The following is a 20,098-nucleotide window of genomic DNA, read 5'->3' as shown; positions in this document are numbered from 1 at the left end:
AAGGAACGGACGCTTCCTTTGTACTCACCCTCTCGGGCTTTCCTCCGGGCTTTCGTTCTGTGTTCTTGCGTTTCCGACTCTATCAGACTCTTTCGTGTCCGATTTCCTCGGTGCTTTCCAGGTCCTGCGCTTTCGCGCTTTTCCTTTCCGGCGGTTCCGACTCTATCAGAATCTTTTCCGCATCGTTCCCGACTCGGTTTGAATTCCGATGGCCTTCGGAGGGCCTTTCCCTTTCGGGCGGATCAGACATTAGCAGGTTTCCCTGCCGCCGATTACCCGCCCGCCCGCACACGGCAACGGGCACACGTGTGTGCCCGGGTCCCTGCGAGGTGGAGACGTAAACGTACTGGAGCGGAGCCCCCGGACGCAAATCCGGTTGCCCCGCTCCAGTGAGGTCGCTACGTAAGCCGAGGTCAGACCTCGACCACGACCGGGAGGATCATCGGGCGGCGGCGGTAGCTGTCCGACACCCACTTGCCCATGGTCCGGCGGATGAGCTGCTGGATCTGGTGCGGCTCCGCGACGCCGTCGGCGGCGGCGCGGGCGATGGCTTCCTCGATCTTCGCGCTGACCGGGCCGAAGGCCGAGTCCTCGATGCCGGAGCCCCGCGCCTGGATGTTCGGCCCGCTCACGACCTTGCCCGTGGTGCTGTCGACCACGACGTAGACCGAGACGATGCCCTCGTCACCCAGGATGCGGCGGTCCTTCAGCGAGGCCTCGGTGACGTCGCCGACCGAGAGGCCGTCCACGTACACGTAGCCGGCCTGGACCTTGCCGGAGATGCGGGCCTTGCCGTCGATCAGGTCGACGACCACACCGTCCTCGGCGATGACGATGCGGTCCTTCGGGACGCCCGTCATCGCGCCGAGCTCGGCGTTGGCGCGCAGGTGGCGCCATTCGCCGTGGACCGGCATCAGGTTCCGCGGCTTGCAGATGTTGTAGAAGTACAGCAGCTCGCCGGCGGAGGCGTGGCCCGAGACGTGGACCTTGGCGTTGCCCTTGTGGACGACGTTGGCGCCCCAGCGGGTCAGGCCGTTGATCACGCGGTAGACCGCGTTCTCGTTGCCCGGGATCAGGGACGACGCCAGGATCACGGTGTCGCCGGGGACGATCCGGATCTGGTGGTCGCGGTTCGCCATGCGGGACAGGGCCGCCATCGGCTCGCCCTGGGAGCCCGTGCAGACCAGCACGACCTCGTCGTCCGGCAGGTCGTCGAGGGTCTTGACGTCGACGACCAGGCCGGCCGGGACCCGGAGGTAGCCCAGGTCACGGGCGATGCCCATGTTGCGGACCATCGAGCGGCCGACGAAGGCGACCCGGCGGCCGTACTCGTGGGCGGCGTCGAGGATCTGCTGGATGCGGTGCACGTGGCTGGCGAAGGACGCCACGATGATCCGCTTCTGGGCACCCGCGAAGACACCGCGGATGGCGTTGGAGATGTCGCGCTCCGGCGGGACGAAGCCCGGGACCTCGGCGTTCGTCGAGTCCGAGAGGAGGAGGTCGATGCCCTCTTCACTCAGACGCGCGAAGGCGTGCAGGTCGGTGAGGCGGTTGTCCAACGGCAGCTGGTCCATCTTGAAGTCGCCGGTGGCGACGACCAGACCCGCTCCGGTGCGGATGGCGACGGCCAGGGCGTCCGGGATGGAGTGGTTGACGGCGATGAACTCGCAGTCGAACGGGCCCAGGTTCTCGCGCTCGCCCTCCTTCACCTCGAGGGTGTAGGGGCGGATGCGGTGCTCCTGCAGCTTGGCCTCGATGAGCGCCAGCGTCAGCTTGGACCCGATCAGCGGGATGTCCGGCTTCTCGCGCAGGAGGTACGGAACAGCGCCGATGTGGTCCTCGTGACCATGGGTGAGGACGATGCCCTCGATGTCGTCGAGGCGGTCTCGGATGGACGAGAAGTCCGGCAGGATCAGGTCGATGCCGGGCTGCTCTTCCTCGGGGAAGAGCACGCCGCAGTCGACGATCAGCAGGCGGCCGTCGAACTCGAAGACGGTCATGTTGCGGCCGATCTCTCCGAGGCCGCCCAGCGGGGTGACCCGAAGGCCGCCCTTGGGGAGCTTCGGCGGGGGGCCGAGTTCAGGGTGCGGATGGCTCAAAGGTTCTCCTTCACCACGCGCGCCACGTACCCCTCAGGCACGTGGCGCGCATGTCATTCGTGCACTTGCTTTGTCTGTTTCGGTCTTGCTTGTTCAGTTGTGAAGTCCGTTGTCAGAGCTGTACCCCGCCCGCGGCAAGATCGATCTTGAGCTGGGCCGTCTCTTCGTCGGTCAGTCCGATGAGGGGCAGGCGCAGCGGGCCGGCGGGCAGGCCCTGGAGGCCCAGGGCGGCCTTGGTGGTCATCACGCCCTGAGTGCGGAACATACCGGTGAAGACGGGCAGGAGCTTCTGGTGGATCTCCGTGGCCTTCTGCACGTCGCCGCCGATGTGGGCCTCGAGCATGGCTCGCAGCTCGGGGCTGACCACGTGGCTGACGACGGAGACGAAGCCGACGGCGCCGACCGACAGGAGCGGCAGGTTCAGCATGTCGTCGCCGGAGTACCAGGCGAGGCCGCTCTGGGCGATGGCCCAGCTGGCGCGGCCGAGGTCGCCCTTGGCGTCCTTGTTGGCCACGATCCGGGGGTGCTCGGCCAGCCTGACCAGCGTCTCCGTGTTGATCGGGACGCCGCTGCGGCCGGGGATGTCGTAGAGCATGACCGGCAGCTCGGTGGCGTCGGCGATCGCCGTGAAGTGCTGGAAGAGGCCTTCCTGCGGCGGCTTGCTGTAGTAGGGCGTCACGGCGAGGAGGCCGTGGGCGCCCGTGCGCTCTGCCTGGCGGGCGAGCTCGAGGGTGTGGCGGGTGTCGTTGGTGCCGATGCCGGCCACGACGTGGGCGCGGTCGCCGACCGCTTCGAGTACGGCTCGTACGAGGTCGTTTTTCTCCGCGTCGGTGGTGGTCGGCGACTCACCGGTGGTGCCGTTGATGATCAGGCCGTCGTTGCCTGCGTCCACCAGGTGGACGGCGAGACGCTGCGCGCCGTCGAGGTCAAGTGCGCCATCAGCCGTGAACGGCGTGATCATGGCGGTGAGGACCCGCCCGAAGGGGGTCTGCGGAGTCGAGATCGGAGCCATGGGTAACACGCTACTCGCTGCCATGCTCGCAGTGTCCCCTCGGGGGACGTCAACAGGCGGTGCCGCCCCGCAACGGCCGGAAGGTGTTGGATCCCGGCACTGCCTGCTCGGGGGTTCAAGCAGTGCCGGGTCCGTTTGATCAGCCTAGATGAACTTTACGAAACGCCGCAATACGGACACTTGGGACTTGTCTCCGCACATGCGTACGCCACGCGTGTATCAAGCCTTACAGGGCAACGCGGCCGATGCCGTCGCGGCCCGCCCAGGTCGGCCGCATGGGCTTCACCCCTTGCTGCGGGGCGCCGCGCATTCTGCTCGATCTCCCGGAATCCGGCACCGAACGGGCCCCTCGTTCGTCTGTCCAGGAGAAAGCACACCGTCCGTCAGACCACGGCCGCGAGGCCCTGACCCCGAGGAGAGTCGCCCCCATGTTTCGCCGGCGCGAACCCGTCCCCTTCGCCTTCGTCGCCGAGGCCGACCGTTTCCGTAGCAACGTCACTCCGCCGCCGCGCGAGCGTCTCGGCGTGGCCCAGATCACCGCCCGTAGTCTGGTCGGACTGACCGTGGTGGCGGGGCTCGTGGGCTCGCTGCTCTTCGGCATGCCCGCACTGCAGCCGTACCAGGCGTCCGAGAAGCCCGCGGGGACGGCGCAGCCGTCGGAGGTGTCCGCGGAGCGGTAGCCTCACGGGCACAGCCCAACCGAACGTGCATGTGAGTGAGGTCCTGCCGTGCCCCTGCCCTTCTTGACGGCCGACGGCGTCTTCGACGCACACGAGGACGAAGCCCTCCCTCATGCGGATCCCGGACGATGGCGTCGCCCCTACCGGCCCGGCCCCTGGCGGGTCGCCGGTGCGGCGGTGCTGCTGCTGCTCTCCGCCTTCATGCTGCTCGCGACGGTGATCATCGCCTTCGCGGGCACCTGGACCGGCGCGGGCATCGCCCTGGCCGCCTCGCTGGCCGTGGTCGGATCCGCACTGCGGATCCTGCGCACGGGCGTGTGGGTGAGCCCCTCGGGGCTGCGCCGGGTCGGCTTCTTCGGGACCCGCTCCCTCGCCTGGAGCGAGGTCGCCGGGGTCAGCACGGTCCAGCAGCCGGTGCGCTGGCTGGGACTGCCGAGGACCGTGCAGGGACAGGCGCTGACGGTGGCCGCGCGCAGCGGCGCGCAGCTGCCGGTGCTGCTGACCGACCACAGCGCCGACTTCCTGGCGCGCGGCGAGGCCTTCGACCGGGCTGCCGGACAGGTGGAGGCGTGGGCCGAGGAGTACCGGGCCGTGCCCGCCTGAGGGCGGGAGAACGGCACGAGGGCCCGTACGGGGATCGTCCCGTACGGGCCCTTCCGTGTGCGCCTCCGCGGCGCCTACGCGCGTGCCTGGTGCAGGGCGATGGCCCGCTGCATGGCCTTGCGGGCCCGCGGGGTGTCGCGGGCGTCGTGGTAGGCGACGGCGAGGCGGAACCAGGTGCGCCAGTCCCCCGGCGCGTCCTCGGTCTCCGCCTTGCGGCGCGCGAACACCTCGTCGGCGGAGTCCCGCAGGATCCGGCCGTACTCGTCCCGTTCGAGCTCGTCGGCGGGCAGGCCGCCCTCGGCCTCCAGCTCGGCGGCGAGCTGGTTGGCCCGCGTGACGAACCGGGTGTTCATCCAGAGGAACCAGATGCCGATGACCGGCAGGACGAGCACGGCCGCCCCGAAGGTGACGGTGAGCCAGGTGCCCTGCTGGATCAGCATCAGGCCCCGGCTGCCGACCAGGACGAAGTAGACGACCAGGACGGCGGCCGTGACGAGGTAGGTGATCTTCGCGCGCATGCTGCTACTGCCTCATCAGCCGAGGTCGAGGAAGTTTTCCAGGCCGAAGGTGAGGCCCGGGGTCTGCGTCACGCGGCGGGCGCCGAGCAGGATGCCCGGCATGAAGCTGCTGTGGTGCAGGGAGTCGTGACGGATGGTCAGGGTCTCGCCCTCGCCGCCGAGCAGCACCTCCTGGTGGGCCAGCAGCCCGCGCAGGCGGATGGCGTGCACCGGTACGCCGTCGACGTCGGCGCCGCGGGCGCCGTCGAGGGCCGTGGCGGTGGCGTCCGGCTGGGCGCCGAGGCCGGCCTCGGCGCGGGCGGCCGCGATGAGCTGGGCCGTACGGGTCGCCGTGCCGGAGGGGGCGTCGACCTTCTTCGGGTGGTGCAGCTCGACGACCTCGACGGACTCGAAGTAGCGGGCGGCCTGGGCGGCGAACTTCATGGTGAGGACGGCGCCGATGGAGAAGTTCGGGGCGATGAGCACCCCGGTCTCCGGGGAGGCGGCCAGCCAGGTGTTCAGCCGGGCGAGGCGGTCCTCGTTCCAGCCGGTGGTGCCGACCACGGCGTGGATGCCGTGGCCGATGAGGAACTCCAGGTTCCCCATCACCGAGTCGGGGGTGGTCAGCTCGACCGCGACCTGGGCTCCCGCCTCGGCCAGCGTCTCGAGCTTGTCGCCCCGTCCGAGGGCCGCCACCAGCTCCATGTCCGCGGCGGCCTCGACGGCCTTGACCGCCTCGGAGCCGATGCGGCCCCGGGCGCCGAGGACCGCCACGCGCAGCTTGCTCATTGTTGCTTCCTTAGGGTGCGTGCGTACGGGTCTAGGCGACCGCTTCGTCGAGGCGGGCGGCCTGCTTCTCCTTGAGCGGGCCGATCACCGCGAGCGAGGGCCGCTGCGCCAGTACATCCCGGGCGACCGCGCGGACCTCGTCCGGGGTCACCGCCGAGATGTGGCCCAGCATGTCGTCGACGGACATCTGGTCGCCCCAGCACAGCTCGCTCTTGCCGATGCGGTTCATGATCGCGCCGGTGTCCTCCAGGCCGAGGACGGTGGAGCCGGAGAGCTGGCCGACGGCTCGGCGGATCTCCTCGTCGGTGAGGCCTTCGGAGGCGACGGTGTCGAGCTCCTGGCGGCAGATCCGCAGCACGTCGTGGACCTGGCTGGGCCGGCAGCCGGCGTAGACCCCGAAGAGGCCGGTGTCGGCGAAGCCGGAGGTGTACGAGTACACGCTGTAGGCCAGGCCGCGCTTCTCGCGGACCTCCTGGAAGAGCCGCGAGGACATGCCGCCGCCCAGGGCGGTGTTCAGCACGCCCAGGGCCCAGCGGCGGTCGTCGGTGCGGGACAGGCCGGGCATGCCGAGGACCACGTGGGCCTGCTCGGTCTTGCGGCTGACCAGGTCGACGCGGCCCGCGGTGCGGATCCGCTTGGCGCCGGTGCGCGGGCCGACCGGCTGGGCGTCGGTGTGCCCCAGCGCGCCGGCCTTCTCGAAGGCCGCGCGGACCTGGCGTACGACCTTGTTGTGGTCGACGTTGCCGGCGGCGGCCACGACCAGGCGGGTCGGGTCGTAGTGCTTCTTCCAGAAGCGGCGGATCCGGTCGGCGCCGAGGGCGTTGATGGTGTCGACGGTGCCGAGGACGGGGCGGCCGAGCGGCGAGTCCCCGTACATGGTCTGGGCGAACAGGTCGTGGACCATGTCGCCCGGGTCGTCCTCGGTCATCGCGATCTCTTCGAGGATGACCCCGCGCTCGGCGTCGACGTCCTCCTCGCGGATCAGCGAACCGGTGAGCATGTCGCAGACGACGTCGATGGCCAGCGGCAGGTCGGTGTCGAGGACCCGGGCGTAGTAGCAGGTGTACTCCTTCGCCGTGAAGGCGTTCATCTCGCCGCCGACCGCGTCGATCGCGGAGGAGATGTCGAGGGCGGTGCGCTGCGCGGTGCCCTTGAAGAGGAGGTGCTCCAGGTAGTGGGTGGCGCCGTTGAGAGCGGGCGTCTCGTCGCGCGAGCCCACGTTGGCCCAGATGCCGAAGGTGGCGGAACGGACGGAGGGCAGCGTCTCGGTGACGACGCGCAGTCCGCCGGGCAGGACCGTGCGCCGGACGGTGCCGATGCCGCTGCGGCCCTTGAGGAGTGTTTGGGTACGGGCGACGGCCCGCCCCTCGGAGGAGGGGCGGGCCGTCACACGGGAACTACGCGACGTCACTTGTCGGAGTCGTCCTTGTCAGCCTCAGCGGCCTCTTCACCCTCGATCACGGGGACCAGGGAGAGCTTGCCGCGCTGGTCGATCTCGGCGATCTCGACCTGCACCTTGGCGCCGACCGCGAGCACGTCCTCGACGTTCTCCACGCGCTTGCCGCCGGCGAGCTTGCGGATCTGCGAGATGTGCAGCAGGCCGTCCTTGCCGGGCATGAGGGAGACGAAGGCACCGAAGGTGGTGGTCTTGACGACCGTGCCCAGGTACCGCTCGCCGACCTCCGGCATGGTCGGGTTGGCGATCGCGTTGATCGTGGCGCGGGCGGCCTCGGCGGCCGGGCCGTCGGCGGCACCGATGTAGATGGTGCCGTCGTCCTCGATCGTGATCTCGGCGCCGGTGTCCTCCTGGATCTGGTTGATCATCTTGCCCTTGGGGCCGATGACCTCTCCGATCTTGTCCACGGGGATCTTGACGGTGATGATCCGCGGGGCGTTCGGGGACATCTCGTCCGGCGTGTCGATCGCTTCCATCATCACGTCGAGGATGTGGAGGCGGGCGTCGCGGGCCTGGGTCAGGGCCGCGGCCAGGACGGAGGCCGGGATGCCGTCCAGCTTGGTGTCGAGCTGGAGGGCGGTGACGAACTCCTTGGTGCCGGCGACCTTGAAGTCCATGTCGCCGAAGGCGTCCTCCGCACCGAGGATGTCGGTGAGGGCGACGTAGTGGGTCTTGCCGTCGATCTCCTGGGAGATCAGGCCCATGGCGATGCCGGCGACCGGGGCCTTGAGGGGCACACCGGCGTTCAGCAGCGACATGGTGGAGGCGCAGACCGAGCCCATGGACGTCGAGCCGTTGGAGCCGAGGGCCTCGGACACCTGGCGGATCGCGTAGGGGAACTCCTCGCGCGTCGGCAGGACCGGCACGATCGCGCGCTCGGCGAGCGCGCCGTGGCCGATCTCGCGGCGCTTGGGGGAGCCCACGCGGCCGGTCTCGCCGACGGAGTACGGCGGGAAGTTGTAGTTGTGCATGTAGCGCTTGCGGGTCACCGGGGAGAGGGTGTCCAGCTGCTGCTCCATGCGGAGCATGTTGAGGGTGGTGACGCCCAGGATCTGGGTCTCGCCACGCTCGAAGAGCGCCGAGCCGTGCACGCGCGGGATGGCCTCGACCTCGGCGGCGAGGGTACGGATGTCCGTGAGCCCGCGGCCGTCGATGCGGACCTTGTCCTTGATGACGCGCTCGCGCACCAGGGCCTTGGTCAGGCTGCGGTAGGCGGCGGAGATCTCCTTCTCGCGGCCCTCGAAGGCCGGGAGGAGCTTCTCGGCGGCGATCTCCTTGACGCGGTCCAGCTCGGCCTCGCGGTCCTGCTTGCCCGCGATGGTCAGCGCCTGGGTGAGCTCGCCCTTGACGGCGGCCGCGAGGGCCTCGTACACGTCGTCCTGGTAGTCCAGGAAGACCGGGAACTCGCCCTCGGGCTTGGCGGCCTTCGCGGCCAGGTCGGCCTGGGCCTTGCAGAGGACCTTGATGAACGGCTTCGCGGCGTCGAGACCCGCGGCGACGACCTCCTCGGTCGGCGCCTCGGCGCCGCCCTTGACGAGGGCGATGGTCTTCTCGGTGGCCTCGGCCTCGACCATCATGATCGCGACGTCGCCGTCCTCCAGGGCGCGGCCCGCGACGACCATGTCGAAGACGGCGTCCTCGAGCTCGGTGTGCGTCGGGAAGGCCACCCACTGGCCGCGGATCAGCGCGACGCGGACGCCGCCGATCGGGCCGGAGAAGGGCAGGCCGGCCAGCTGGGTGGACGCGGACGCGGCGTTGATCGCGATGACGTCGTACAGGTGGTCGGGGTTGAGCGCCATGATCGTGGCGACGACCTGGATCTCGTTGCGCAGGCCCTTCTTGAAGGACGGGCGCAGCGGGCGGTCGATCAGGCGGCAGGTGAGGATCGCGTCCTCGGAGGGGCGGCCCTCGCGGCGGAAGAAGGAGCCGGGGATCTTGCCGGCCGCGTACTGGCGCTCCTCGACGTCCACCGTCAGGGGGAAGAAGTCGAGCTGGTCCTTGGGCTTCTTCGACGCGGTGGTCGCGGAGAGCACCATCGTGTCGTCGTCCAGGTAGGCAACGGCGGAGCCGGCGGCCTGGCGGGCCAGACGGCCCGTCTCGAAGCGGATGGTGCGGGTGCCGAAGGAACCGTTGTCAATGACGGCCTCGGCGTAGTGGGTCTCGTTCTCCACTAGCGATATCTCCATTTTCGTCGTCTCCGTCCGTCACCCGTGTGGTGGCGGACGGTTGCGGAGAAGCGCTCCTGGCGTGCGGGCCGGTCTTCGATCGAAGCACCCGGTTCTGAGCCCCGTCGCGGGGCTTTCCGGATGCCACTACCGAGGACCGGCGGCGTAGGGAGGGCGCTCCTCCTCTTCAGTTGTGCGCTGTGTCCCAGACTACAAAGCGTCCGGTACGTCGCGCACGTACAGCAAAGGGAGCGGCCCCATCGGTGTGGGAACCGCTCCCTTCACAGCGTCTTTACTTGGCGCCGGCCGCACCGCGACGGATGCCGAGGCGCTCGACCAGCGTACGGAAGCGCTGGATGTCCTTCTTGGCCAGGTACTGCAGCAGGCGGCGGCGCTGGCCGACCAGGATCAGCAGACCACGACGGGAGTGGTGGTCGTGCTTGTGGGTCTTGAGGTGCTCGGTCAGGTCCGAGATGCGGCGGGACAGCATCGCGACCTGGACCTCGGGGGAGCCGGTGTCGCCCTCCTTGGCACCAAACTCTGCGATGAGCTGCTTCTTCGTTGCGGCGTCGAGCGGCACGCGTACTCCTCGTAATAGGTCTTCGTTGCCACCGAGTGCCCCAGGTCGAATTCTCTGGGGAGCTTCCGTTACTCGGGAGGCGGGGTCCGCTGGGCGCAGTCTCCAGAGGTCTCCGGGGACGCGTACACAAACGGCCGTCACACAGCGTACCAGGCTGTCGGGTCGGGCCGTCTCAGCTGGTGAGAGAGCGGGCGCGGCCGTAGACGTCCAGCACGGCGAGGGCCAGCGGGACCAGGCTGAGCAGTACTGCGGCCTCGGTGAGGTCGAGCAGCCTTCCCCAGAAGGGTGACAGGCCCTTGCGGGGGATGACAAGCGCAATTCCGACGAGGAGGGCGGCTCCGGCGGCGACGGCAGCCGAGAGCCACACCGTGCGCAGGTCCAGGCCGCCGCGGTCGTGGTAGCGGGTGAGCTCGAACACGAGAGCGGCGGGCGGGTGCAGCGCCAGGCCCAGGATCAGCAGCCCCACGGCGGCCAGGCCCGCGGCCAGGGCGCACACCACCTGGGAGGTGTAGCGGAAGAGGCGGGCCCGCAGCAGCATCGCCAGCCCCGCGGCGAGGGCCAGCAGCCGGGCCCAGGTGCTGCCGGAGAAGCCGAGGACGGCGGCGGACGCGACGGTGACGGCGGCGCAGCCTCCGACCAGGCCGAGGAGCATCTCGTGGCCCCGCCGGGCCTGGGCGGCGATGGTCTCGGCGTCGAGCGGTGCCGCCTGCTGGTCGGCGCCGCCCTGGTCGGCGTACGGATCGGCGTCGTGGCGGTCGGGGGCCTCGTAGTCGGGCGCGGCGCTCTGCGGGGCGGCGTACCCGATGGGCAGCCGGGCGAAGCGGGCGGACAGGCCGGGCAGGAAGGCGACGAGCCCGATCGCGGCGGGGGCGCACACGGCGGCGGTGGCCGTGGCGGAGGCGTCGGCGGCGATGGCGCCGAAGGTGGCCAGGGTCCCGGTGGCGGCGAGGAAGGTGGCGGCGACGAAGGGGGCGTCCCCGTGCGGGGTGAGCGCGACCAGCGCGACGGAGGCGACCAGGACGCAGGCGCAGCCGAGCAGGAACTGCAGGCGCCCCGGTCCCTGGCCGGCGCCGGCGGCGACGATGCCCGAGCCGGCGATCAGCAGGTGCGGCAGCGCGCCGAGGCCGAGGGCGACGGCGGAGCCCCGGTCGCGGTAGACGCGGGCGCGGACCCCGGCGGCGGCGGTGAGCAGCAGGCCGACGGCCCCGGCGATGACGCCGGGGAGGCCGTGCATGTCGTGGCGGACCGGGTCGGCGTACCAGAGGACGAAGCCGAGCAGGACGAGCAGCAGGGCGGCGCCGGCCAGGCCCGCCCCGCGGAGCATGTCGTCGCTCCAGCGGTGGCGGTCGCGCACGACGGCCGAGGCGACGGCGTCGGAGACGTCGTCGAAGACGGCGGGCGGCAGGGACTCGGCGAAGGGGCGCAGGCTGAGCACCTCGCCGTCGAGGACCTGCTGGGCGGCGAGGGTGCGGGCGCCGTCGAGGACGGCGCCGGAGCGGCGGACGAGGTGGAAGCCGGTGGGGGCTCCGACGGGCTGGGTCTGGCCGGTGAGGCGCAGCAGTTCGGGGTAGACGTCGGCGACGGCGATGTCCTCGGGGAGGGCGACGTCGATGCGGCTGTCGGGGGCCACGACGGTGACCCTGCAGAAACCGGTCGCCTCGGCCGTACTCACCTGTGTGACCCCCCTGGTTGGCGCCGCCCCGCCGCGGCGGCGGCCGATTCGCGGATGCGCATGATGCGGGCGTCACCCTACCCGGCGGCTGCCCGGGCGCCGGCAAGTAGGATCACCGTCGCGCCGGGCGCGGGGTGCGGGAGTGCCCCTCCGGGCCCGGGAGTTGGGGGCGCCGGCCGCGTCGTCCCGTCCGTTTTCGAGGGATTGATGCTCCGGTGAGCCAGATCGTCGTCAAGCGCCCGCCCCGGTCGCTGCCGCCCGAAGTCCCCTCCGAGGACCTGAGGCTGGAGGCGCCGCCGGAACTCCCCCGGGGGCAGCAGGAGGGCATGCTGATGCAGCTCCTGCCGATGCTGGGCATGGGTTCGTCGGTCGTCTTCTTCTTCATGCCGGGCACGGCCCCGTTCATGCGGGTCATGGGCGTGCTGATGCTGGCGTCCACGGTGGGCATGGTCATCGCGCAGCTGGTGCGCTACCGGCGCGGTACGCAGGGGCAAATGGCCGACGTGCGGCGCGACTACCTCAAGTACCTCGCGCAGACGCGCCGTCAGGTGCGCCGCACCGCGCGGGCGCAGCGTGACGCGCAGCTGTACCTGCACCCCGCGCCGGACCAGTTGTGGTCGGTGGTGGCGGAGGGCTCGCGCCTGTGGGAGCGGCGGGTCGGCGACGCGGACTTCGGGCAGGCCCGGCTGGGGCTGGGCGCGCAGCGGCTCGCGACCGCGCTGGTGGCTCCGGACACGGCCCCGGTGGACGAGCTGGAGCCGCTGACGGCGGGCGCGATGCAGCGCTTCCTGAAGGTGCACTCCTCGCTGGACGGGCTGCCGGTGGCGGTGTCGTTGCGGGCGTTCTACCACGTGACGGTCTCGGGGGAGGCGGAGTCGGCGCGCGGTGCGGCGCGGGCGATGGTGGCGCAGCTGGTGACGCTGCACTCCCCCGAGGACCTGGTGGTGGCGGTGGTGGCCGCGCGGGGGGCGGTGCCGTCGTGGGACTGGGTGAAGTGGCTGCCGCACGTGCAGGTGCCGGGGCAGGTCGACGGGGCCGGTACGAAGCGGCTGTTCGGCGACGACCTGGGTGAGCTGGAGGGGCTGCTGGGGTCCCGGCTGGAGGGGCGGCCGCGGTTCAGCCGCGAGGTGTCGCCGGTGCTGGACCAGCCGCACCTGGTGGTGGTCCTCGACGGGGGCCTGGTGCCGCCCGACTCGGTGTTCGCGGCGGCCGAGGGGTTGCAGGGCGTGACCATCGTGGAGGTGGTCGCGGGCGAGCTGGACGAGCGGCGCGGCGGTCTGTCGGTCGTGGTGCGGCCGGGCCGGCTGCGGCTGGAGTCGGGGGCGGGGGTCGCGTACGAGGGCGTGCCGGACACGCTGTCGCTGCCCGCGGCGGAGGCCCTGGCCCGGCAGCTGGCGCCGCTGCGCACCGGCGGCGGGGACGATGACGAGCCGCTGCTGGCGAACCTGGACTTCACGGACCTGCTGAACCTGGGCGACGCGGCCTCGGTGGACGTCTCCCGCACGTGGCGGCCGCGTTCGGCCGGTGAGCGGCTGCGCGTGCCGATCGGTGTGGGCGAGGACGGCGCGCCGGTGATGCTGGACCTGAAGGAGGCCGCGCAGGAGGGGATGGGCCCGCACGGGCTGTGCGTGGGCGCGACCGGTTCGGGCAAGTCGGAGCTGCTGCGCACGCTGGTGCTGGGGCTGGCGGTGACGCACACCTCGGAGACGCTGAACTTCGTCCTCGCGGACTTCAAGGGCGGTGCCACCTTCACCGGCATGGGGCAGATGCCGCACGTCGCAGCCGTGATCACCAACCTGGCGGACGACCTGACGCTGGTCGACCGGATGGGCGACTCGATCCGCGGCGAGCTCCAGCGCCGTCAGGAGCTGCTGCGCTCGGCGGGCAACTACGCGAACGTCCACGACTACGAGAAGGCCCGTGCGGCCGGCGCCCCGCTGGAGCCGCTGGCCTCCCTGGTGCTGGTCATCGACGAGTTCAGCGAGCTGCTGACCGCGAAGCCCGACTTCATCGACATGTTCATCCAGATCGGCCGCATCGGGCGCTCGCTGGGCGTGCACCTGCTGCTGGCCTCCCAGCGGCTGGAGGAGGGCAAGCTACGCGGGCTGGACACGTACCTCTCCTACCGGATCGGTCTGCGGACGTTCTCGGCGGCGGAGTCGCGGACGGCGATCGGCGTGCCGGACGCGTACCACCTGCCGTCGGTGCCCGGTTCGGGCTATCTGAAGTTCGGCACGGACGAGATGACCCGGTTCAAGGCGGCGTACGTCTCGGGCGCCTACCGCTCGGGCGGGCAGGACCTGTCGGTGGGGCCGTTCCCGGTGGAGCGGCGGCCCGCGCTGTTCACGGCGGCTCCGGTCCCGGTGGTGTACGCGGCTCCGGACCCGGCCCACCCGGCGGAGGAGCGGTCGGAGCGGACGGACGACGCGCTCGCGGACACGGTGCTCGACGTGATCGTCGGGCGGCTGGAGGGGCAGGGGGTGCCGGCGCACCAGGTGTGGCTGCCGCCGCTGGACCAGGCCCCGTCCCTGGACCAGCTGCTGCCGGCGCTGGCGCCGTCGGCGGAGCGGGGGCTGCACGCGGAGGGGTACACGCGGCCGGGCGGGCTCGTGGTGCCGCTCGGCCTGATCGACAAGCCCTTCGAGCAGCGGCGCGAGGTGCTGTACCGGGACTTCTCCGGGGCGGCGGGCCACATGATGGTCGTCGGCGGTCCGCAGTCGGGCAAGTCGACGCTGATGCGGACGCTGATCTCCTCGTTCGCGCTGACGCACACCCCGCGCGAGGTGCAGTTTTACGGGCTGGACTTCGGCGGCGGCGCGCTGTCCTCGGTGGCGGAGCTGCCGCACGTGGGCGGGATCGCCTCCCGGCTGGATCCGGAGCGGGTGCGGCGCACGGTCGCGGAGGTGGCGGGGATCCTGGCCCGCCGCGAGGAGTTCTTCCGGGCCGAGGGCATCGATTCCATCGGCACCTACCGGCGCCGGCGGGCGGCGGGCGAGCTGCCCGGCGAGGCGTGGGGCGACGTGTTCCTGGTCGTCGACGGCTGGGGCGGGTTCCGCGGCGAGTACGAGGGCCTGGAGCCGGTGGTGACGGACATCGCGGCCCGGGGACTGGGCTACGGCATCCACGTGGTGATCACGGCGGCCCGGTACATGGAGGTGCGGGCGGCCCTGAAGGACCAGCTGCTGAGCCGGCTGGAGCTGCGGCTCGGCGACGTCATGGACTCCGAGTTCGACCGCCGGGTCGCGGCGAACGTGCCCACGGGGATGCCGGGGCGCGGGCAGGTGCCGGAGAAGCTGCACTTCCTGGGGGCGCTGCCGCGGATCGACGGCTGGCACGAGGCGGAGAGCCTCTCGCAGGCCACCGGGGACTTCGTGGCGGCCGTGCGGGCGGGCTGGGCCGGTCCCTCGGCTCCCGGGGTGCGGCTGCTGCCGCGGCTGCTGCACGCGGACCAGCTGCCCAAGGGCGGGGAGTTCCCCGAGCGGGGGATCGCCATCGGGATCGACGAGACGGCCCTGGAGCCGGTCTTCGTCGACTTCGAGAGCGACCCCTTCTTCCTGGTGTTCGGCGAGAGCGAGTCGGGCAAGACGAACCTGCTGCGGCTGATCGCCCGGCAGATCGCCCAGCGCTACCGGCCCGACCAGGCGAAGCTGGTGGTCGGCGACTACCGGCGGGGGCTGCTGGGGGCGCTGCCGGAGGAGTACCTGCTGGAGTACGCGCCGATGGCGAGCTCCCTGCAGATGCACATGGAGGCGCTCGTCGGGGTGTTCTCGCGCAGGCAGCCGCCGACGGACGTCACCCCGCAGCAGCTGCGGGACCGCAGCTGGTGGTCGGGGCCGGACGTCTTCATCGTGATCGACGACTACGACCTGGTCGCCACGAGCCAGGGCAACCCGCTGGCGCAGCTGGTGGAGTTCCTGCCCTTCGCCCGGGACACCGGGGTCCGCTTCGTCATCGCCCGCAGTTCGGCGGGTGCCTCGCGGGCGATGTACGAGCCCTTCATGCAGCGGATCAAGGAGCTGGGCGCGCAGGGCGTGGTGCTGTCGGGCGACCCCTCCGAGGGCGATCTGCTGGGCACCGTCCGCTCCCGTCCGATGCCGCCGGGCCGCGGCTACCACGTCTCGCGCCGGCGCGGCACCTCGCTGGTGCAGCTGGGCCGCATGCCGCGGCCGTAGGGAGTGCGCGGGCGGGGTCGCGCGGCCATCGGGGGAAAGGGGTCCCCCGGCGGCCGCGTTCCCCCGATAATCGGCAGCGAAGACCGAGCAGGACCGCACGACCGACGGGAAGGGCCGCGCATGGGCACCCAGCAGGAGAAGGACGAGCTGTACGCGCTCGACATCAGCGACGTCGAGTGGCAGGGGCCTCCCGGGACCAGCCCGGACGAGGAGCGGGTCGAGATCGCCAAGCTGCCCGAGGGCGCGGTGGCGATGCGGTCCTCACTGGACCGCGACACGGTGCTGCGCTACACGGCGGCCGAGTGGGAGGCCTTCGTCCTCGGGGCACGGGACGGCGAGTTCGACCTCACCTGAGCGGGCCGGCGGCACGGCATGCGAAGGGGGCGCGCCCTGGCCGGGCGCGCCCCCTTCGCATGCCGTGCGTACGCAGCGCCGTACGGGCTCAGAAGGCCTCGGTGAACAGGCGGGAGGCCTTCACGTCGGTGGCGCGGTAGTCGCCCTTGCCGCGCTCGATGAGCTGGGCGACGGACTCCAGCTGCTTCTGCATGTGGTCCGCGCGGCCGTGGTACTTCCTCTGGAGGTCGAGGTAGGCGATGTGAGCCTCGCCGTCCCAGGTGTCGGTGACGACCTTCACGGCCGCCTCCATCTCCTCCAGGTCCTTGAGGATGTTCCTGGAGACGACGCGGATGCGGTCCGCCATCTGCTGGACGCTCTCGTACCGTACCCGGGTGTGGCCGTCTTCGTTGCCTGCCATGTCCTTCTCCTTCGGGCTGGGGTGTGCTGGGGCGGGGCGGGCGTCAGAGGCTCTCGAGGCCCGAGCGGACGCCGCCGGTTCCCGCCGCGGCACCGGCACCGGCGTTGATCGTCTTGAACGCCGCGCGGACGTCCTCGTCCTGCGCGTTGGTCAGGTTCTTCGTCTGCGCGACGGCGTCGTGCAGGACGGTGAGCAGCCGGCGGATCTCGTCGTGGTCGAGGTTGAGGTCCGACTGGGCCTTCTGGAAGCCGCCGGCGCCCACACCGGTCCAGCCCGCGTGCGCGGTGGCGAGGATGTCGGCCAGCTCACGGGCCTGGGCGGTCACGGCGTTGGCCGTCTCGGAGATCTTGTTGGCCGCCTTGACGACCGGATCGTCCGCAAGTCCGAAATTGTTCGTCATCCGAAGCTCCTCACTTCTCAATTCCCCGGCAGAACCGGCGGATTGCATGGCGGAGCGGATGCCGGGGGCGCGAACTCGCGCCACACGCACCGGACTTCCCCCTCCGCTTCACACGGATCGCCGATCACAGTCGTGAAGCCTGCGGTCACTCTAGTCAGTTCGGCCGACCCGCCCAACACCGGCCGCCCGGTTCCGCGGCCGGACCGTGCCGTTCACTGCAAACGGCCGCGGCGGGCGCGCGCGTCGCGCACGACGGTGGCGGTCCCCGCGATGACGGCGATGAGGACGCCCGCGATCCCGAGGGCGTAGGTGCCGAGCCGCTCCTGCCGCTCCCGTGCGGTCTCCGACAGCTGGAGGGCGGCCGCCCGGGGCGCGGCCGCCGGGGGCGGCCCCGGGTCCGGGACGGGGGGCCGGGGGGTGCCGGCGTCCTGGGTGACGGCCCGCACCGGGTCCACGACGCCCCAGCCGACGTAGTCGTCGCGGCCGTTGACCGAACGCTCGGCGGTGTTCTGGATCTGCCAGACCACCTCCTGCGGGGTCCACTGCGGGTGCTCGGCGCGCAGCAGGGCCGCGACCCCGGCGACGTAGGGGGCGGAGAAGCTGGTGCCGTTGTCGACGCACTGGCCGAAGCCGGGGACGGTGGAGACCATGTCGACGCCGGGGGCGGCGACCCCGATGAAGTCGCCGGGCTGGGAGAAGGCCGCCCGTTCGTTGTTGCGGTCGGAGGAGGCCACGGCGAGGACCCCGGGGAAGGCCGCCGGGTAGGTCTTTCGCTTCTGGCCGCTCAGCCCGTCGTTGCCCGCCGAGGCGATGACCACGGCGTTGGCGGCCAGGGCCCGCTGGACGGCCTTGGCCAGCTCGGAGTCCGCGGTCAGCGGGGCGTCGGTGTCCTGGGAGACGTTGATGACCTGGGCGCCCTTGGCGACGGCGTGGTCGATGGCCTGGGCGAGGGTGGCCGCGTTGCCGTTGCCCTGACCGTCGTTCTGCCGGATGGGGATGACGGTGGCCTCGGGGGCGAGGCCGACGAAGCCGGTGCCCTGCTGGGGCCGGGCCGCGATCAGTCCGGCGACCTTGGTGCCGTGCCCGGCGGTGTCGTTGGTGCCGTCGCCGCCCTTGGGGTCGAGGAAGTCCCGGCCCGCGCCCGTGTCGAGGGCGCCGGCGAGCTGCGGGTTGGCGCGGTCCACGCCGGTGTCGATGACCGCGACCCGGACCCCTTGGCCCCTGGTCCGCGCCCACAGGGCGTCGAGCATGACCCGCTGGAGGGCCCAGGGCCGGTCGGCGATCTGCTTCTTCATGGGGAAGGTGCACTCGCCCGCCCCGTCCAGGGCGAGGGCGTACGGGAACTGCGGTGCGGGCGCCGTGCCGCCGAGGGCCGTCAGGGCGAAGGCGGTGGCCGCCACGGCGGCGCGGGAGAGCTGCGACATGGCCGGTGTCCTCACGAACCCTGGGGCTGACGGGCCGAGTTGGTGTCCAGCCGGGGTCCCTTGGACAGGAACTCCGACCAGGCGATCGGCACCATGGCGGGGACGACGTTGCCGTAGCCGAGCCGCACCTGGGCCTGGCTGGGCTCGGGCCGGCCGTCGCCCGCGCCCGGCGCCTGCGGGGCCGCCCCGATGCCCGACCGCGCGGCGTCGCTGTCGCCGTTGGCCTGGACGGCGTACCGCAGGCCGGTGTCGGTGACCAGGAACAGGGCGCCGCCCGCCGAGGTCTGCCGGCCCTGCACCTGGGTGTAGAGCAGGCCCGTGCCGGGGGTGACGTACGAGCTGGTGCCGCTGGCGGTGATGTCGACGGGGAAACCGGTGCCGGCCCAGGTGCTCAGCGTCTGGTTGCCCTGGCCGTCGACGGAACGCAGGACGTTGCACACGGTGTCGCGCCGTTCGCCGCCCTGCACGGCGCCGGGCGTGTCCGCGACCCGGTTGACCTGGCTGGCGCGCCGGCGGGGCCACTTGGCGTCGTCCTTGAAGGGGGCGCCCGGGTTCAGGGACTGCAGGTCGGTCTCGCGGGCCTTGCCGTGCATGTTGAGGCTGTCGGTCGCGGGCGAGGAGATCAGCAGCCACGCCACGAACTCGGAGACCTGTGCGACGCGGTCGGGCAGGACGACGTAGTGCTGGGTGCCGGAGCCGGTCTGCGCGGTCAGCACCATGCCGACCTTGGCGTCGGCGCCGCCCAGGCCCGGGACGGCGGCGTCCGCGCCGGGCGTGCCGGGCAGCTGCGGGAAGGCCAGGTCGTCGCCGGAGTTGAGGGTGGCCAGCCACTCCCCGGTCACCGGCTGCGGCGTCGCGCCGGTGCCGACCAGGGCCGTGGTGAGGGTCCCGGAGTCGGGCCGGCCGTCGGGGAACCTGTACTTGGTGCCGGCCGCGTCGACCAGGTAGCGCTCCTTGGCGCCGCCGGTGTTCTGCACGTACAGCACCTGGGTGCCGGTCGTGCGGTGGCCGTCGTCCAGCAGGCCCGCCTCGCGGTCGGCGAGGACGAAGGCGGCGGTCTGCACGCCGCGGTTGTTGCCGCCGGGCCGCTGGCAGACGGCCCAGCGCTTGGCCCTGCCGGCCTCCGCCGCGGCGGGGAGCCGGTCGGGGGCGTAGGGGATGCCGATGATGGGGCCGCGCGGCGGCTTGCCCGCGTCCAGCACCTTGTCCTCGACCTGGACGACCTTGGACGTGCGCGGGTCGAGCAGCAGCCGCGCCGACGCCAGGTTGAGCACGGGGTGCAGGCGGGTCTGGTCCTTGCCGTTCACCTTGGTGGTCAGCACCACGTACCGGGTCGTCGACTGCTTGCCGACGATGACCATCGCGCCGGGCTTGTCCCACCCCTTGGGCGCCTGCGGTTTGAACATGCCCCAGGCGCCGAAGCCCGCGACCACCAGCGCGCCGATCACCACACCGGGCAGGACCGCGCGCAGCGGGCGGGGAGCGCCCTCTTCAGTACCCGTGGCGGAGGGCTGGAGGAACGCGGCCACGGTGCGCCGCTTCGCAAAGGTGTACGCGTTGAGCTCATCACGTCGGGATGCCATGACCGCCTGCTTCTCCCCGCACGGCCCGGTCGGTGGGGCCGCTCACCGGGCCTTGGTTGTCGGACCGGGGACCTACTATGCCTCTTGACGGAGGGTCGGCAGGGGGCGGGTAGGCTGGGGCGGCCGCTCAGCGCCGTCCAGGCCGGGGTGTTCAGGGCTGGTTGGGGTGGATTGGGAAGGTTCCCGGGGGCGGGCGGCGGCTGCCGCGCCGT

17 protein-coding genes are annotated in these 20,098 nt (G+C 71.8%); 5 read left to right on the top strand and 12 right to left on the bottom strand.

Annotation, left to right across the window (positions count from 1 at the left end; all coding sequences use genetic code 11):
- Positions 1 to 202 (top strand): hypothetical protein (locus tag ACZ501_RS32735; RefSeq protein ID WP_468800231.1); only part of this gene is annotated, 202 nt, incomplete at its 5' end.
- 211 nt (positions 203 to 413) lie between these two features.
- On the opposite strand, the gene ACZ501_RS32730 is transcribed toward ACZ501_RS32735, so the two are convergent.
- Together ACZ501_RS32730 and dapA are read right to left on the bottom strand one after the other, a co-directional pair.
- A complete protein-coding gene (locus tag ACZ501_RS32730; protein ID WP_361606676.1) occupies positions 414 to 2,099 on the bottom strand; it encodes a ribonuclease J in 1,686 nt (561 codons plus the stop codon).
- A gap of 112 nt (positions 2,100 to 2,211) precedes the next feature.
- Positions 2,212 to 3,111, bottom strand: a complete 900-nt coding sequence (gene dapA, locus ACZ501_RS32725; protein ID WP_361606679.1) for a 4-hydroxy-tetrahydrodipicolinate synthase — start codon at positions 3,109 to 3,111, stop codon at positions 2,212 to 2,214.
- Between the two features lie 428 nt (positions 3,112 to 3,539).
- Here dapA and ACZ501_RS32720 point away from each other — a divergent pair, with 428 nt between their 5' ends.
- Both ACZ501_RS32720 and ACZ501_RS32715 read left to right on the top strand, forming a co-directional pair.
- Positions 3,540 to 3,791: a hypothetical protein gene (locus ACZ501_RS32720; RefSeq protein ID WP_468800229.1), complete on the top strand. Its 252-nt coding sequence runs from the start codon at positions 3,540 to 3,542 to the stop codon at positions 3,789 to 3,791.
- 48 nt (positions 3,792 to 3,839) lie between these two features.
- The gene (locus tag ACZ501_RS32715; RefSeq protein ID WP_468800227.1) at positions 3,840 to 4,394 is read left to right on the top strand and encodes a PH domain-containing protein; all 555 of its coding nucleotides are present in this window, start codon (positions 3,840 to 3,842) and stop codon (positions 4,392 to 4,394) included.
- 74 nt (positions 4,395 to 4,468) lie between these two features.
- Here ACZ501_RS32715 and ACZ501_RS32710 read toward each other — a convergent pair whose 3' ends face one another.
- The 6 genes from ACZ501_RS32710 to eccD form a co-directional block, all read right to left on the bottom strand.
- Positions 4,469 to 4,912 (bottom strand): hypothetical protein, encoded by a 444-nt coding sequence (locus ACZ501_RS32710; RefSeq protein ID WP_361606688.1) that lies wholly within the window; start codon positions 4,910 to 4,912, stop codon positions 4,469 to 4,471.
- A gap of 15 nt (positions 4,913 to 4,927) precedes the next feature.
- Entirely contained in the window at positions 4,928 to 5,680 is a 753-nt protein-coding gene (gene dapB / locus ACZ501_RS32705) for a 4-hydroxy-tetrahydrodipicolinate reductase (protein ID WP_361606691.1), read from the bottom strand.
- Between the two features lie 31 nt (positions 5,681 to 5,711).
- Positions 5,712 to 7,091 (bottom strand): M16 family metallopeptidase, encoded by a 1,380-nt coding sequence (locus ACZ501_RS32700; RefSeq protein WP_361606694.1) that lies wholly within the window; start codon positions 7,089 to 7,091, stop codon positions 5,712 to 5,714.
- Positions 7,088 to 9,307, bottom strand: coding sequence for a polyribonucleotide nucleotidyltransferase (locus ACZ501_RS32695; protein WP_361606705.1), 2,220 nt, complete (start codon positions 9,305 to 9,307; stop codon positions 7,088 to 7,090). The genes ACZ501_RS32700 and ACZ501_RS32695 overlap by 4 nt, the downstream gene beginning before the upstream one ends.
- A gap of 286 nt (positions 9,308 to 9,593) precedes the next feature.
- Positions 9,594 to 9,881 carry a 30S ribosomal protein S15 gene (gene rpsO, locus ACZ501_RS32690; RefSeq protein WP_008737721.1) on the bottom strand — a complete coding sequence of 96 codons (288 nt, stop codon included), beginning with the start codon at positions 9,879 to 9,881 and terminating at the stop codon, positions 9,594 to 9,596.
- A gap of 172 nt (positions 9,882 to 10,053) precedes the next feature.
- A complete protein-coding gene (gene eccD, locus ACZ501_RS32685) occupies positions 10,054 to 11,553 on the bottom strand; it encodes a type VII secretion integral membrane protein EccD (protein WP_468800225.1) in 1,500 nt (499 codons plus the stop codon).
- A 215-nt stretch (positions 11,554 to 11,768) separates the two neighbouring features.
- On the opposite strand from eccD, the gene eccCa reads away from it, so the two are divergent.
- The gene (gene eccCa, locus ACZ501_RS32680; RefSeq protein WP_468800223.1) at positions 11,769 to 15,725 is read left to right on the top strand and encodes a type VII secretion protein EccCa; all 3,957 of its coding nucleotides are present in this window, start codon (positions 11,769 to 11,771) and stop codon (positions 15,723 to 15,725) included.
- Positions 15,726 to 15,845: 120 nt separating this feature from the next.
- On the top strand, positions 15,846 to 16,079 hold the full coding sequence (locus tag ACZ501_RS32675; protein ID WP_007266914.1) for a DUF397 domain-containing protein: 234 nt from the start codon (positions 15,846 to 15,848) through the stop codon (positions 16,077 to 16,079).
- A gap of 88 nt (positions 16,080 to 16,167) precedes the next feature.
- On the opposite strand, the gene ACZ501_RS32670 is transcribed toward ACZ501_RS32675, so the two are convergent.
- From ACZ501_RS32670 to eccB, 4 genes are all read right to left on the bottom strand, one after another.
- Entirely contained in the window at positions 16,168 to 16,479 is a 312-nt protein-coding gene (locus ACZ501_RS32670) for a WXG100 family type VII secretion target (protein WP_361608763.1), read from the bottom strand.
- A gap of 43 nt (positions 16,480 to 16,522) precedes the next feature.
- The gene (locus tag ACZ501_RS32665) at positions 16,523 to 16,879 is read right to left on the bottom strand and encodes a WXG100 family type VII secretion target (protein WP_361608765.1); all 357 of its coding nucleotides are present in this window, start codon (positions 16,877 to 16,879) and stop codon (positions 16,523 to 16,525) included.
- 212 nt (positions 16,880 to 17,091) lie between these two features.
- Complete coding sequence (gene mycP / locus ACZ501_RS32660; protein ID WP_361608767.1) at positions 17,092 to 18,303, bottom strand: type VII secretion-associated serine protease mycosin; 1,212 nt, start codon at positions 18,301 to 18,303, stop codon at positions 17,092 to 17,094.
- A gap of 11 nt (positions 18,304 to 18,314) precedes the next feature.
- Positions 18,315 to 19,886, bottom strand: coding sequence for a type VII secretion protein EccB (gene eccB / locus ACZ501_RS32655; RefSeq protein ID WP_361608769.1), 1,572 nt, complete (start codon positions 19,884 to 19,886; stop codon positions 18,315 to 18,317).
- Between the last annotated feature and the right edge of the window lie 212 nt (positions 19,887 to 20,098).

It is taken from the genome of Streptomyces sp. NPDC034085 (assembly GCF_055575555.1).
Note: the sequence above shows the minus strand (reverse complement) of the source record. Positions and strands in the feature narration are given on the sequence as shown.

Excerpts from the sequence above, each read along its gene's own strand:
- dapA (WP_361606679.1), bottom strand. The coding sequence starts at position 3,111 with ATGGCTCCGATCTCGACTCCGCAGACCCCCTTCGGGCGGGTCCTCACC.
- ACZ501_RS32720 (WP_468800229.1), top strand. The coding sequence starts at position 3,540 with ATGTTTCGCCGGCGCGAACCCGTCCCCTTCGCCTTCGTCGCCGAGGCC.
- ACZ501_RS32710 (WP_361606688.1), bottom strand. The coding sequence starts at position 4,912 with ATGCGCGCGAAGATCACCTACCTCGTCACGGCCGCCGTCCTGGTCGTC.
- dapB (WP_361606691.1), bottom strand. The coding sequence starts at position 5,680 with ATGAGCAAGCTGCGCGTGGCGGTCCTCGGCGCCCGGGGCCGCATCGGC.
- ACZ501_RS32675 (WP_007266914.1), top strand. The coding sequence starts at position 15,846 with ATGGGCACCCAGCAGGAGAAGGACGAGCTGTACGCGCTCGACATCAGC.
- ACZ501_RS32670 (WP_361608763.1), bottom strand. The coding sequence starts at position 16,479 with ATGGCAGGCAACGAAGACGGCCACACCCGGGTACGGTACGAGAGCGTC.
- ACZ501_RS32665 (WP_361608765.1), bottom strand. The coding sequence starts at position 16,879 with ATGACGAACAATTTCGGACTTGCGGACGATCCGGTCGTCAAGGCGGCC.
- mycP (WP_361608767.1), bottom strand. The coding sequence starts at position 18,303 with ATGTCGCAGCTCTCCCGCGCCGCCGTGGCGGCCACCGCCTTCGCCCTG.
- eccB (WP_361608769.1), bottom strand. The coding sequence starts at position 19,886 with ATGGCATCCCGACGTGATGAGCTCAACGCGTACACCTTTGCGAAGCGG.